Source organism: Rubripirellula amarantea (genome assembly GCF_007859865.1).
Lineage (GTDB): Bacteria > Planctomycetota > Planctomycetia > Pirellulales > Pirellulaceae > Rubripirellula > Rubripirellula amarantea.
The window spans coordinates 3,172,578-3,187,310 of sequence record NZ_SJPI01000001.1 but is presented as its reverse complement, the minus strand read 5'-3'; the positions used below and the strand labels follow the sequence as shown (position 1 = coordinate 3,187,310).

Annotated in this window: 8 protein-coding genes, 1 tRNA gene and 1 pseudogene; 4 read left to right on the top strand and 6 right to left on the bottom strand. The window is 55.1% G+C overall.

The genetic code is table 11. The annotated features are described in order from the left end of the window. Positions 1-66: 66 nt before the first annotated feature. Both Pla22_RS11700 and Pla22_RS25515 read left to right on the top strand, forming a co-directional pair. On the top strand, positions 67-1,392 hold the full coding sequence (locus tag Pla22_RS11700; protein WP_165440609.1) for a calcium-binding protein: 1,326 nt from the start codon (positions 67-69) through the stop codon (positions 1,390-1,392). Between the two features lie 132 nt (positions 1,393-1,524). Next, positions 1,525-2,289, top strand: a complete 765-nt coding sequence (locus Pla22_RS25515; protein WP_207310337.1) for a hypothetical protein — start codon at positions 1,525-1,527, stop codon at positions 2,287-2,289. A 152-nt stretch (positions 2,290-2,441) separates the two neighbouring features. On the opposite strand, the pseudogene Pla22_RS25510 reads toward Pla22_RS25515, so the two are convergent. The 5 genes and pseudogenes from Pla22_RS25510 to uvrA all read right to left on the bottom strand — a co-directional run. Continuing rightward, positions 2,442-2,585 (bottom strand): annotated as a pseudogene (locus tag Pla22_RS25510) (VF530 family DNA-binding protein); the annotation flags it as partial. Between the two features lie 287 nt (positions 2,586-2,872). Next, positions 2,873-2,945 (bottom strand) — tRNA-Asn (locus Pla22_RS11690). Between the two features lie 164 nt (positions 2,946-3,109). After that, positions 3,110-4,552, bottom strand: a complete 1,443-nt coding sequence (locus tag Pla22_RS11685; protein ID WP_146514771.1) for an NAD(P)/FAD-dependent oxidoreductase — start codon at positions 4,550-4,552, stop codon at positions 3,110-3,112. Between the two features lie 322 nt (positions 4,553-4,874). Further along, positions 4,875-5,669, bottom strand: a complete 795-nt coding sequence (locus Pla22_RS11680) for a Fe-S oxidoreductase (protein ID WP_146514770.1) — start codon at positions 5,667-5,669, stop codon at positions 4,875-4,877. 29 nt (positions 5,670-5,698) lie between these two features. Further along, positions 5,699-8,191 (bottom strand): excinuclease ABC subunit UvrA, encoded by a 2,493-nt coding sequence (gene uvrA, locus Pla22_RS11675; protein WP_146514769.1) that lies wholly within the window; start codon positions 8,189-8,191, stop codon positions 5,699-5,701. A gap of 170 nt (positions 8,192-8,361) precedes the next feature. Here uvrA and Pla22_RS11670 point away from each other — a divergent pair, with 170 nt between their 5' ends. Both Pla22_RS11670 and Pla22_RS11665 read left to right on the top strand, forming a co-directional pair. Next, positions 8,362-10,521, top strand: coding sequence for a DUF1592 domain-containing protein (locus Pla22_RS11670; protein WP_242631951.1), 2,160 nt, complete (start codon positions 8,362-8,364; stop codon positions 10,519-10,521). Next, on the top strand, positions 10,521-11,879 hold the full coding sequence (locus Pla22_RS11665; RefSeq protein WP_242631950.1) for a DUF1552 domain-containing protein: 1,359 nt from the start codon (positions 10,521-10,523) through the stop codon (positions 11,877-11,879). The genes Pla22_RS11670 and Pla22_RS11665 overlap by 1 nt, the downstream gene beginning before the upstream one ends. An 11-nt stretch (positions 11,880-11,890) precedes the next feature. Here Pla22_RS11665 and Pla22_RS11660 read toward each other — a convergent pair whose 3' ends face one another. Continuing rightward, on the bottom strand, positions 11,891-14,542 hold the full coding sequence (locus Pla22_RS11660) for a dockerin type I domain-containing protein (RefSeq protein ID WP_165440608.1): 2,652 nt from the start codon (positions 14,540-14,542) through the stop codon (positions 11,891-11,893). Between the last annotated feature and the right edge of the window lie 191 nt (positions 14,543-14,733).

Here is a 14,733-nt window from a genome sequence, read left to right as displayed (position 1 = left end):
GTAAAACCGTCGAAAAAACGACGGCCACGTACACTGCGATGCCAGAAGCTCGACAAACGTGAACTGATGGCTGCTGACATTGACTTGTTTCTTGGCACGCTGAGCGTCCGCGGAGACGCGGCGAGCGACCAAATCATCATTCGCGAGATCGCTCCAGCTGCAACCAATGTTAGCTTGTCGAGTAGACAATTTCAGCTGTGGGGATCGATTGAGGTCAGTGTCACCAACCGTAGCACTCAAGCGAGCGAGGTGACTCAGTTTTCGCGGTTCATGGTCCGGTCGATTTTCGTTGACGCTGGAGGCGGAAGCGATGTGATCAACAACCAAACCAACCTGCGATCAACGCTTCGGGGCGGCTCTGGCACCGACTATATCTATGGTGGATCATCCGCAGACATGATTTTTGGGGACGGATCTCGCGACTATCTGTACGGACGAAATGGAGACGACATCATTGAGGGAGGCAGCGGAAGCGATTTTATCTACGGTGGCAACCACGCGGATATTCTGCGCGGCGGCAGCGGCACCGACTATCTCTACGGCAATGGCGGAAACGATCGCTTGGTCGGCGGTTCCCATTTCGATATTTTGCAAGGTGGTTCGGGGCACGACTCGTTGATCAGTGGGAATGGTAACGACTTGATGTACACCAATAGCGGACGTGATCGCGTGCTGCGAACCGTCGGCAGCAGTTCCACCGTGATGGATCTCTCCAGCGATGACGTGCAAATCGATTTCATCAACCCAACAGCCGATGAGCAGTTCAGGCTGGGCAGCAACATCGGCTCGGTCACTGCAGAAGCGTCCACGTGGGACGATGACACAGTGGAAAAGATCGACGATGCGTTGCAAATGATGTTTGATGCGACCAACAACAACGCTCTTCTGCAAAAAGCCAATGGCGATCGCGTCAATTTCGCTCGTTACGGTGAGCTAACCGAAGCAGACGGGGACATCAACACGAACGTGCTGGGTTGGAACGGCGATGGGAACATTGTGATCATCGACAACGCGATTGACCGCGGAAGGATCAACGAAACGGTCATTCACGAGCTGGCCCACAACTTTGACGAGCAAGACGAGAATATCTTTGTCAATGTTTTTCGTGCCGCTGGATCTTGGACCACAAGATTTCGTTGGCAATCCACCGCTGGATTGACTCAGGCCGACGATGATCGCTGGTCAAACTGGTACTTCAACAGCGGCGAAGAGGACGCTTTTGCTCGCGAATACGGCACGATGAATCCGTTGGAGGATTTCGCAACCTCGGTCACAGCAAAGATTCTGTCCGACAACGGCATGGACTACTTTGGGGAAAGTCCCGACTCGGTTCAAACTCGCATGCAAGAACGATTCGACGTGCTCGACGACTTCTTTGCGTATCTGGCGTGAACCGTATCTTTCAGATTCGTCGATTCTCAGCGGCCAAATTTTGCCGGTTCCCATTTTATGCGTGGGTAGCCGGCCAATGTCTGCGGAAATCTCCTTGTCAACGGTTTCTAAATTGCCGACGGGAGAGCTGGGATGAATTTGAAAACGCAAAAAACACGCCAAACTCGACGAAATACGCGGCGCCGTAGAAAATCACGTGTCGAAAACCTCGAATCTCGGATGCTGCTCGCTGCGTCCCTCGACACGTTTGGATACGAAGACTGGGACCATGATAGTGCCAATCAGGCCTTGGCGATCATGGTGGAGTACAGCGACGTTCCGTTTGCACCTGAACAAACAGAGGCATACTACGAAAAGATCGTCTTTGGAACCGATCAGGTCAGCGTCAACGGGTATGTCCAAAGCAACTCTCGAGCCATTTCTTCGCTCACTCCTTTCGCTGACGGGGTCGGCAATCCCACGGACGGCATCGTTCGTGTTCAGGTTCCTGACGATCCAGAGTCGCCCAGCGTTGACGAAAGCACGCGTGCTGCTCATGAAAAGCCGGCGGCGATAGGCGAAATCCTCTACGCGTTTCTTCGCACGCCCAGCAATGGGAAATTTGTCCAAGCGGATCCCGTCAGCGGTGACCTCAATACAACGTTTGACCCGAACGACGGTGACGGCATCAGGAAAACAAGCCGTACTGGCGACGCGACCTATCAAATCGTCGACCTGTCGGCGGGCGGATTGTTTTTTGATGACGTCGTCAAATTAAAGAGTGTGTCGGGGACCTATTTCACAGAGTCGGGAACGGGTGTGCAGCACGATGCACGAGATCCTCTTGATGCGATTAAGTTCACCATTGAGCACGAACGGGGACACGAACGAGCACGAACGGGGACACGGACACAATGAGCACGAACGGGGACACGGACACAATTGAAGATGTCGCGCGCTTCTTCGGTTGGGGCGTTCTTGCCCTTCCGCTCATCGAAGCTGATCGAGTCCAGGTACAACCGCTCAACCTTCGCCCGCGCCCAGTCTGTCGTACGAAGGAATTTCAGGCTGCTGTTGATGGTCGGTTCGTAGTTGAAGCAATGGATGTTGATCCGTTCCCCCAACCGCTCCCAGCCGTACTCGGCGACCAAGTATTCCAAGATCGCCTTGAGCGTGACGCCGTGCAGCGGATTGTTGGGCTGGGGTTGGTTCATGGCGATATCGGGGACTCTCGAACTCTCTCTCTGACGGCCGAATTTCGTTAACTGGGGTGCCCATGTTAACTCAGAGACTTCGAGAGATTCGGTCGTCCTGTCGGGGCTAGACAGCGGGAAAGGAATGGTTTGGCACGGTGCCCGCACCGTCCAAGACGCAAGCGAAAAAACCACCCGCGGGCGAAAGTCCCGCAAATTGCGTGAGCAAACGCAAAAAGGCCGATGCATTTGCATCGGCCTTTGGCGTTAAGTCACGGGCACTCGCTGTTCGCGAATGTCCGAAAAGGCTCCCCCGGCAGGACTTGAACCTGCGACAGGCGGATTAACAGTCCGCTGCTCTACCGACTGAGCTACAGGGGAGTGAGTTTGGAGTGGCTCGGTGAGTCACTCAACGTCAAGACGCGGAATTTAGTTGAGCGGTTCGCTAGTGACAAGGGTGGTTTTTGCCACGAATCGTTCTCTGCCGCGGCTTTTGCTCAATTTTTCACTCTGGGCTACTTATTTTTTATCGCCCCCCAACGGACTCATCCCTTGGTTGCCGTGTAGGCGTACCGGTTTTGATGGCCCGAACTCATCAACCCCGCCGTGTTCCAAGGGGCAATCTCGGTCCGAACGAGGGATTCAAACCGGGGCTCGCCGAGGTCGCTGATGATGCCGCACGCGTTTCGGACCGCGGTTCGAAACGCGTCCTCGCCCGCATTGTAAAGGTGCGACGGGTTCTGGCCCGCTTTGAGTTGCTCTTCACAGGTGATCGCAGCAGCAAAGTAAACCATGCACGCGGCGTTGAAACGAGCGGGATCGTTGGCCACGGTGTAAGCGGTGCTGATCAAACGGTCGAGCAGCGAAACTTCCTGGTGAAGGATCTCGGCGTAACGCGCAGGCGCATTGCCGTCGGGATTGAGCAACATCGTCGCTAGGCGTTCCACACCGGCAAGCCCGTGGGCGATCCCCGTGCTGTGCAACGGATCCATCGTGATCGCGGCTGTCGGCATCATCCAAACTCGATCCGCAACAATCGGTTCATGGTAGGACTGGATCCAAGGTTCCGTAATCAGCGACTGACCAGAGGGTATCAACGATTGATCATCCGGGTATACCTGAACCGCGTCTTGCATCATCCAGTGGTACGCGGAAGTGCTAGCGAAGTCGTTGACTTGACCCCGCGGCGAGCAAAAACCGATGCTGGTGATGTCGTTGTCAAACCGAAGCATCCACGTCCACGTGTTGCCAAGCAAATGATGCTGAGCTGCGTCATCGGGATTGAATGGATCGTTGGAAGTGTCAAAGCCATGAGCTTGCAAGTAGTCTCGCCAAGGACGCACACCGCGATAATGAGCGAAGGAGGTGGCGGTTTGTGTCTTGAGCTGATCTCGCAGGTTGGGTTGACCGAGCAGCTTGGCAGTGATCGCGGCACGGCCAGTCGCATCGATGACGTAGTCCGCGATCAGTTCGCCGGTGTAATTCCCACCGCAAAGCAAACGGCATTGATCGCCAACCGACGCGATGTCGACGATCGATGTGGCTGAATAGGGTTGAACGCCTGACAGAATCGCCTGCTTGAAGAAATACTCATCGACTTCGCTGCGGTACCAATGCGTGTCGGCCTTTGAATCGGACTGCGACGCAGCCACCAGCAGACTGCGTTTGCCGAGATGATCTTCGGCGAACGGTTGACCGGCCTCGTGATGGTAATAGCTGAAGCCACGTTTCTTTCCGCAAGTGATTTTTGGATGCGTTTTCTTCCAACTGCCGTAAGTGGAAAGATCGACCAGCGGTTTTAGTTGGTACGTTTCACCGAGTCTTCGCAACAGTGTGTCGGCAATCGGTGTGGAGGATTCGCCGATCGCAAACCGTGGATGGGTTTGCGCGTCAATGAGCGAAACTTGCACTCCTTGGGAAGCGAGGATCCAACCGAGGAGCGAACCAGAGAATCCGGATCCGATAATGGCGACGTGAGAAGGATTCAAGAGACTTGTTCTTTGATCAAACGGTTGGGGATCGTGCGGCTTTCAATCGGCATTAGGCCGCACGGCTAGCTACGAGTCAACGTGGACGAATCCATTCGTGGTTCTTCTGCGTCACCAGCGGTAAGCCGGCTGATCATGATACCCGATCACCATTTCGCTCGGCCGGTGACGATGTCCAAACGCTGCGTGTGGACTTGGCGAAGGTGATGTTGCAAGGGGCTACGCCTTTCCCTGGGACACGGTTCGTTTTCGCAATAGCGCGACCGACACCCATTTCACGATCGCTGCGATTGCACCGCGCAAACCTAGATTGGGTTCAAACCTAGGTTGGGTCGCGGCCCCATGTGTCCAGTGTGACCGTCGCGTAGCCGTTGGCGTCATGGATGGCAGCGTTTAGCAAATCGCGTAGTTCTTGATCACTGCACTGGGGCAACTGATCGGCTTGTCCGTTCCAACCATGACCTTGGCGAGCAGGAATCAGGCTGATGTGCCGAGCACCAGCCAGCACAGCGTGCCGCACCGAAGATCGCGTCCACCTAGCGGATTCGTTAGTCGAGATTCCTGGAACTCCGACGATCAAGAACACTCGCAAGTCGATGTGATGGTCGATCAAACCTTGGGCGAACTGATCAAACGAGTCTCGCGTCATGCGTTTGCCAAGTCGGTCGAGCCAACGGGGCTGGACGGTTTCTAAACCTACGGCGATTTCCAATTGCGCATCCAACATGTCGTTGAAACGCAGCATGCGATCACCACCGATGTGGGGATGGTTTTCAACGACAACGCGTTGAAAGGGTTCGCAAAGCTTGGCGATGGCAGCATAGTCCGCGGGTGGAATCGAACGCGGATCAAAGAAATTGCCAGAGTTGTAGAGCTTGATCCATTGCCGATCGTGATCGAGCGGTTCGTCCAAAACGGTTTTGATTTGGCGAACGATCGCACCGGGCGGCGTTGGCACGGTCAATGTGTTTTGCCAAAGGTCACACATGCTGCACCCGATCGGACATTCCGATGCGGTTAAGAAGATCGTGGTCGCGTGGGCATACCCACCTTTGCCATCGGGCTCCCATTCGTGCTCGACGTGATAAGCTTGATCGGCGCTGGTGGGTCTGGACACGGGATTGCTTTGGCTCACAGGCAAGTCGCCTATGCCAGTTGAGGTTTAATGAACTTGCCGCTGATACTCGCCGGATTGGCGGCCACTTGTTCCGGCGTTCCTTCGGCAATGATCTGACCGCCCCCGACACCGCCCTCAGGTCCCATATCAATGATCCAGTCACAAGCGGATAGCAGATCGAAGTTGTGTTCGATGACCAATACGGTGTTGCCTGCATCGACAAGGCGTTGCAGAACGCCAACTAAACGTTCGACATCGGCGAAGTGGAGTCCCGTGGTGGGTTCATCAAGCAAGTAGAGCGTGCTGCCGGTGGAAACGCGAGCGAGTTCCGTCCCGAGTTTGATCCGTTGAGCTTCACCGCCCGAGAGCGTGGTGCTGGCTTGACCCAAATGCACGTAGCCAAGGCCGACGTCCTGCAACGAACGCAGCAGGCGAGAAATCTTCGGCACGTTTTCGAAGAACTCGGTTGCTTCGTCAATCGACATTTCCAACACATCGGCGACGTTGGCACCTTTGAAACGCACTTGCAACGTTTGTCGGTTGAAACGCTTTCCGCCGCAACGGCTGCAGGTGACAAACAGATCGCTTAAGAAATTCATTGCGATGCGTTCAACACCATGCCCTTTGCACAACTCGCATTGACCGGACTTCGAATTAAAACTGAACCGACTCGACGAGAACCCGCGCGTCTTGGCTTCGCGCGTGGCGGCGTAGACCTTGCGAACTTCATCCAAGACGCCGGCATAGGTAGCGGGGCATGACCGCGGGCTTCTTCCGATCGGCGTTTGATCGATGGGAACAAGCTTGTCAATTTTGGTCGCGCCGAGCAGCGATTGATGCTCACCCGGCGGCGGAGTTTGCAAGCCGAGTTTTTGGGCCAAAGCCCGGTATAGCGTGTCGGTGATAAGCGAACTCTTACCGCTGCCCGAAACCCCGCTGATCCCGACAAAGCATGACAGCGGAATTTTCGCGGTCACGTTCTGCAAGTTATGCGTGGACGCTCCCTTCAAAGTGATCCATTGCTTGGGCTGCCGACGCGTTGCGGGAATCGGAACTTGTTGCTTGCCGGATAGGTATTGTCCGGTCAGGCTTTTTTTGTCCTTGGCGACTTGCTTGGGCGTGCCTTGGCTAATCAGGTTGCCGCCACCCATCCCGGCACCGGGTCCAATGTCGACTAGCTTGTCGGCGGCAAGCATCGTGTCCTCGTCGTGTTCGACGATCACGATCGTGTTGCCCTGGTCCTTCAGCTCTTTGATGCACTCGATCAGCTTCCCATGATCGGCGGGATGCAAACCGATCGATGGTTCATCAAGCACGTAGCAAACGCCGACCAAGCCACTACCAATGCTGGTGGCCAACCGCACTCGTTGTAGTTCGCCGCCGGAAAGCGTGTCGGCGGCTCGGTCGAGGGTTAAGTATTGCACGCCGACGCGGGACAAATACTTCAAACGCCGAGTGACCTCGCGCTGAATCGGTTCAGCGACCTTGGTTTGCAAAGCAGATAGAGCCGAATCACAGTTCTGCATCCAAACGATCGCGTCGTCGAGCGACTGGGCCGTTAGCTGGTGAATCGCTGTGTCGTTGATCGTGACCCGACGCGCGACCGGGCCGAGCCGGGCACCACCGCAATCGGGACAAACCTCACGCGACTCGTTTTCACCGACGAATCCAAGTCCTTCGCAGGTGGGGCAGGCACCGTAGGGACTGTTGAAGCTAAACGTTCGAGGTTCAACCTCGGCAAAACTGGATCCGCATTCGATACAGGCCATGGCTGTGGAATAGATCGCTTCGTCCCACGCGTCATCACTTGAATGCACCAGCGTCGACATCAATCCATCGCCCAACCGCAAGGCCAAGTCCACGGACGCTCGCAGCCTCGACTCGATGCCGGGCTTGATGGCGAGTCGATCGATAATGGCTTCGATGGTGTGATTCTTTCGCGGCGCCAGCGTCGGGATTTCCTCAAGCAGGTAACTTTCCCCGTTCACGCGAGCGCGAACCAGACCAGCCTTTTGAATGGACTCGATCACTTCACGGTGAGCGCCTTTGCGACCACGCACCATCGGTGCCATGATCACTAGCTTTGTTTTTTCGGGCAGTCCCAACAAACCATCGCCGATGTTTTCGGCTGATTGCGGGGCGATCGAACTACCACACTCGATGCAGTGCGGAGTTCCCGCGCGGGCAAAGAGCAATCGCAGGTAGTCGTAGATTTCCGTGATCGTGGCGACGGTACTGCGCGACCCCGAAGCAGTGTTCTTTTGATCAATGGCTAGCGTGGGAGCTAGGCCATCGATGGAATCGACGTCGGGGCGGGGAATCTGGTCAAGAAACTGCCGAGCGTAGGCGGAAAGCGAATCGATGTATTGCCGTTGCCCCTCGGCATAGAGTGTGTCAAACGCAAGCGAGCTTTTCCCACTGCCCGAAACGCCGGTGATAACCGTGATCGCGTCACGGGGAATGTCGACATCGACACTTTGTAGATTGTGAACACGAGCGCCGCGGATTTGGATTGCTGACAAGGGACGCCGATTCTTCTCGGTTTAAATGCGGGTATGGATGTCCATTGTTTCCCATCCGTCAAGTTCCGGGAAGTGGAGGAATGCGTATTGTTGCGATGGACGGCCATGAAATTGCGGTCTAAAATAGACATCCCTCCCCCCCTCCTTCCACTTTCTGGATTAGGCCACCGATGCTGCTTGGGCCCAACGTTCGTAGCCATACGTCGCCGCAAACTGGTTCACCAGTTCCGGATGGATGTGGTTTATTTCCAACGATTCGAGCTGCTTCGTTTCATGCGATGTTGGCTGGAATTTTTGCGACGCTCTTCGCATCGTTGAACGTCTCGATGGCGGCTGATCCGAACGACGAGGCGGCGAAGTTTGAAGCTGCGACGAAGGCGTGGGAAGCAACCTACGACGAACAAGTCTTGCCGATCCTTCAAGATCGTTGTGCCGACTGTCACGTGGGCGAAGACGCAGAAAGCCACTTCAATCTCGATCGTTATTCCAGCGGCAAGCGTGTTTCAAAACGATCGCGTGCTTGGAAAGAAGTCGGCAAGCGAGTTCGGCTCAACGAGATGCCGCCCGAGGGCAGTCCAGAGATGACCGACAACGAAAAGGCGCTGCTGCATCAATGGCTCGACGCAAGACCTCGACGCGATTTGTGCTCGAGCTTGGCAACCGATGAAACCAAGTCGTGGTACCAAGGTTATGTGATGAGCCGACGATTGACTCGCACCGAGTACACCAATGCGGTGGCGGAACTGGTCGGATTGCCGGTAAAGGATCCTTCTCAAATTCCGTCCGATGGTGCCGGGGGCGAAGGGTTTGATACCGCCGGAGACGCCTTGTTCACGTCTGCAATTCACATCGAACGATACCTAAGTGTCGCCGCGGGTTTGATCGACGAAGTTTTGGCAACAAGCCAGAACATGCAAAACCAAAACCACAACGACCAATCGCGTAAACACTTGGCTCGACAAGCTCACCAACAATTGTTTGCTGATGTCGAAGACGTCACTCAAGCCGATCGTGAAGACGCATCGCGAATCATTGAAGCGTTCGCTCATCGTGCTTGGCGACGAACGGTGGAATTTGGCGAAGTCGATCGACTACTGACGCTCTTTGACGCCGCTCAATCGCGGGGAACCAGTTTTGAGGTGGCTACGGGGGAAGCGTTGAAGGCGATCCTGGTTTCGCCGCACTTCTTGTTCGTGGTCGAAACGGAAACTCCCGAGGGGGGAGTGCAACGATTAACCCAGCATCAACTGGCTACTCGATTGGCCTTATTCCTATGGTCGTCCGTTCCGGATGAAGAACTGTTGCGAGCAGCCGACGAAGGAAGGTTGGATACGAAGGAACAAATCATCGAACAAACACGCCGGATGTTGGCCGACCCACGTTCGCGTGCACTAGGCGAAAGCTTCGGCCTGCAATGGTTAGGACTCAGCACATTTCTAACGAGTGTTCGGCCTGATCCAGAAGTCTACCCCGAGTACAACGAAGCACTGGCTGCCGACTTACGCGAAGAGGCCGTGCGAGTGGTTTGGAATGTGTTTCGCAAAGACCGCTCGATCTTGGAATTGATTGATGGCGGTTCGATGGAAATCAACGAAACGTTGGCTTCACACTACGATATCGACATGGATCCAGTCGCTCGAACCGACGATGACGAATGGACAGAGATTCAAACGCGTGATCGCCGTCGTGGCGGAGTGATCTCGTTGGGCGCGGTGTTGATGTCCGCGTCGTACCCACGTCGCACCAGTCCGGTTCTGCGAGGTCGCTGGGTGCTGGAAGAGTTACTTGGCGGCAGAGTTCCACCACCGCCGGCGAATGTCCCGGCTCTGGAAGAAACCCATGGCGAAAAAGAAATGACGTTGCGTGAGCGACTGGAATTGCACCGCAAGAACCCGGAATGTGCTTCCTGTCACAATCGCATGGACCCGTTGGGCTTTGGACTCGAAAACTTTGATGGACTAGGCCGTTGGCGAGAGCGCGATGGGTCGCTCGAAATTGATTCGTCGGGAAAACTTCCTTCCGGCGAAACCTTCCAGGGTCCAGAGGAACTTAAACAAGTCATTTTGCGTCGGTCGAGCGAGTTCGAAGAACATTTTGTCAAGAAGTTGCTAGGGTTTGCGCTCGGTCGCGAACTCAACGAGTTTGACCAATGCGTGATTAATGATTGCTTGAAGGGCTTGGCTGCCAACGAGCATCGCAGTTCTATTTTGATGGAAACGATCGCGACCAGCTATCCGTTCCAACATCGCTATTTCAAAGCCGCCGAATCGAATCAGGATCAGTCGTCCGACAACGACGATGCTGATGACGCAGATGAAGAGGCTCCTTGATGAACCATTTCCACCCCACAGGCAATCCCATGTTCAATCGTCGACGGTTCCTTCACGGCAGCGGTGCATTGTTAGGCTTGCCTTGGATGAGCTCACTCGGTCACGGGCAAGATTCACCAAGTTCCGGTGACGCAACACCGCCGGTTCGCACCGCGTTCCTGTATTTCCCCAACGGTGTGTGGCAAAAAGACTGGACACCCGAAAAGACTGGACGCGATTTCGACTTACCGAAGTCTCTTACTCCGCTGGCCGATCATCGCGATGAAGTCACCGTGATCTCGTCGTTGGACAAGAAGAATAGCCACCAAGGCGATGGGCATTACGCTAAGACGGCCAATTTCTTGACGGGCATGCCGGTCAACAAAACCACCGGCAAAGACATCAGCAGCGGTGGTGTTTCGGTGGACCAATTGATCGCGGCTCAAGTGGGAAAACATACTCCGCTCCCATCGTTGGAATTGGGAACCGAGCCCGTGATCAGCGGCATCGATAGCAACGTCGGTTACACACGCTTGTACGGTTCCCACATATCTTGGCAAACGGCGACGCGCCCGATCGCCAAAGAGATCAATCCTCGCGTCGTCTACGAGCGATTGTTCGGCAATCAGGTTAGCGACAACACCGAAAAGGCCGAATCCTATCGCAACTTGCTGGACTACGTCCTCGACGATGCGAAACGGGTGCGAGGTAAGTTGGGTCGGGATGACCAATTCAAAATGGATGAATACCTCGATGCGGTTCGCGCGGTTGAACGACGGATTGAGTTCGCATCGCGTCCGGACCGTCGATCCTGGCAACCCAGCATTAGTGAGCGTGAGATCGCGGGACTCAAACCGGGAATGCCCGATGAGTTCACCGAGCATATCGACATCATGTTGGACTTGATCGTGCTGGCGTTTCAAACTGACTCAACGCGAGTATGCACGTTCATGTTCGCCAATGATGTTTCCGGTCGAAACTTTTCATTCCTTGATGGAGTGCGAGGTGGGCACCATGAACTGTCGCATCACGAGAACAAAGAGAGCAAGATCGCTCAATACCAAAAGATCAACCAATGGCATGTGGAACAGTTCGCTCGCATGCTGGGCAAGATGAAGTCGATTCGCGAGGGCGATGGATCGTTGCTGGACAACAGCATGATCCTGTTTGGCTCGAGCTTCTCGGACGGCAACAAGCACGACCCCGATGATTTACCAATCCTGTTGGCTGGTCGCGGCGGCGGGACACTGAATCCGGGGCAGCATATCCTGCCCGGTGACGAAGTCCCGTTGTGCAATTTGTACTTGTCGATGCTGCATCGGAACGGCATCGAGATGGACAGTTTTGGTGACAGCACCGGCGAACTGGCGAATCTTTAAGCCCGCGAAGTTCAACTGCTACCCGTCGCAAGTTCCAGAAAGTCGAGTTGGTAATCAACCGTGTCCGCGCTGGTAGTTCCGACGCGAACATAGATTCGTTCGCCCAAAGTCGTATCGATCGCTCCACCGATCACGCGTTGTGAATTTGTGTTCGGGTAGGCTTCCATCACGCTGCCGTCTTCACGGAAGAACACCAACGTCAAATCGGTTTCGGTGTCGCCACTGGTGTCGGCGTTGCTTGACATTAAACCAAAACCGATGGACGCCCCCGATCCTTCAATGACGAACAAGTCTTGGTCGTCGATGCTGTCCAGCGATCGCTGAAGACTAACGCCGTTGGCATTCATCACGACCAGTTCGGCCATTTGCTGGTCATCGGCAGTCGGGGCGGTGACGTCGACGGAACCTAGTGGCGTTCCGTCATCGACCGGCAATCCCGGACGTCCCACGAATCCCGGGATCGGCTTGGACGTATCAATGAACTCGGTAGCCGAGTCACCAAAAATGGGGTGCGTCCCCAGGGACTCGCCTTCGACCATACCCGCACGGGCAAGTCGATTGATGATCCGAAGTGCATCACTTGCCGACACCTTGCCATCACCGTTGGTGTCGTAATCGCGTTGGTAGACCGCCTCGTTCGAATCAGCCTCGCCCTCGGAGTTCGTTGTCGCAAGTCGGTTCACCACGTTAAGTGAATCGCGAGCCGAAACGGCTCCGTCGCGATTGACGTCATCCTGGCTGAGGTAATAGTAGGCTTGATCGAAACCCAAGAGCCCCACGGACTGGCCTTTGACCGAAGCCGAGAAACTTGACTCGGTGAGTTGTTGTCCCATGAAGGCAACATCGCGTGTCGCTAGCAGTTCGATCCCTGCCGATCCTTCACCAATCCGTTCGAATGTCAGCGTCACCAGATCGCTGCCTCGGTTGAACCCACCGAGCGCTTTCACTCGGACGGAACTGTTCAATTCGTTCGCTTCGGCTAAGAACGGGAACTCGCGACCGAAGTCAGCGCTGTTCAGCTTGACGACCTGCGGATCGAACCCGACGCTGAAATCAAACGCAGTGACGTTACCGAGTCCGCTGGTTGAGATCGCGACTTCGATCACCTCATCAAGTTCCGATGCTGCGACATTCATCGTGATGCCAGTCTTTAGTGCCACGTCGACGGTGATGGTACCCTCGGCTTCCTGGCCTAGCGCAGTCACACCACGAACAGTGATCGTATCGGTACCCTCAAAGTCAGCGGGCGGTGTGTAATCGAAGTCCAACACCCCATCAGCATGAATTCTAGGTGTGATTGTTGCGCCAGCTTGCGAAGTGAACTCATTTGGCGTGAAGAAGTTCCACGTATTTCGTTCCGCAGCGGTCAAATTGGTATCTGCGACTCGGTAGCCAAAGCTGTTAGCAAAGAACCGAGATTTAGATCCGCCACCAATGACTTGGCCGCCATCAATGGTCGCTAGCGTGTCACTGAAGTTGACAAGGTCGTCGATAGTTCGAGGAATGGAATCAACGAATAGCTTTCCCTCAGTTGGATCCCAAAACACTCCCGACGAACCTCGGCCGGTTGCCGCAACCAGGGATTCTCCGTTGACACTCGACAGACGAACGTTGATGCCTTCGAGGCTTCGAGCGCTGGTCAAAATGCGCCGGTCATCGACGATTTTAGTGACCGCGGATACTCCCGCGACATTGGCATCGGCTTGTGACTGCTCACCGATCGCCACCAACCAATTGTCTTGGTCGTAACCGTTAGCGATTTCGCGATTCGATGCATCTGCCTGATTACCGACGATGACGTTATCCGCGGAAATATCAATCGCTGGGTCGGAATCGAAACTCAATACCGTGACTCCCGGCGTCCCCCGCAAAGCCCCAAACGAATTGATTGAAGAAAGGTTGAGCGGGTTCTGATTTCGCGTGATCGTGGACCCAGAAATCTGAACTTCCAGTCCTCTACCAAAGGTGGATACGCCTTGGCCGTTATCAAAGACGACCGAGTCCGATATCACAACGGACGTCGAGAGTCCTTGAACCGCGTGTGCGGCCGCACCGGATATCGTTGTTCCGACGATTGAGGTGGCCCCAGCCCCATCGTCACCCAAGCCCAATATGATGGCCGAACCGGCGCTGTCGACGATCGCCGAATTGGAGATCTGGAGATTTCCACCGCGAATCAGTGAAGTGGCTTGGAACTCATAGTTCCCTGCCTCCCCATCGTCGACCAAACCGATGACGGCCACCTGGTCCAAACTGGCATCGCCCTTGGCCCAAATCGCGCCGCCCGCAACGCTTGGTAACGCGTAGATTGTCAGACGCGATAGTTCAAGCGATCCTGTTTCATTCACAAGAAAGGTAGTACCGTCGGGAGCGCCGATGATCTGTGTCTGCGAAGGCGAGATGCCAACGATGGAGATGTCCGAACTGATTTCGAGAACACTCTTTTCCAACGACGCTAGATCATAGGTCCCCGCAGCCAACTCGATCGTGTCAGGTTCCGCAGTCGTGTTTGCGGTCGCGACGGCTTCTGCAAACAACGCAGCAGCGTTGTCTTCGGGGCCAGGGGCAACACCCAAAACAGCGAGTAAAGCACGGTCATTGAGACGTTCAACTCGAGGACGGCGGGAGGTGCGTGATTTGCGTTGAGGTAGGGAAGGTCGCATAAGAAAAGCAGAACTCGTGTCAAGGAATGATTCAGGGATAGAGGTGCCTATGTTGATAGACAGAAGCCTGAGGTAGTTGTCACGGCGATAGCACAGAAAGCGTGAAAACATTTCGACGCTGAGAAAAAACGTCGCAGCAATGCGGGCCAAAGACTCGAAGAACCACACGCCCGCGCCGCGAAGGCTAAGAC

Coding starts and splice junctions, on each gene's coding strand:
- Pla22_RS11700 (WP_165440609.1), top strand. CDS start 67: ATGGCTGCTGACATTGACTTGTTTCTTGGCACGCTGAGCGTCCGCGGA.
- Pla22_RS25515 (WP_207310337.1), top strand. CDS start 1,525: ATGAATTTGAAAACGCAAAAAACACGCCAAACTCGACGAAATACGCGG.
- Pla22_RS11670 (WP_242631951.1), top strand. CDS start 8,362: ATGCTGCTTGGGCCCAACGTTCGTAGCCATACGTCGCCGCAAACTGGT.
- Pla22_RS11665 (WP_242631950.1), top strand. CDS start 10,521: ATGAACCATTTCCACCCCACAGGCAATCCCATGTTCAATCGTCGACGG.
- Pla22_RS11660 (WP_165440608.1), bottom strand. CDS start 14,542: ATGCGACCTTCCCTACCTCAACGCAAATCACGCACCTCCCGCCGTCCT.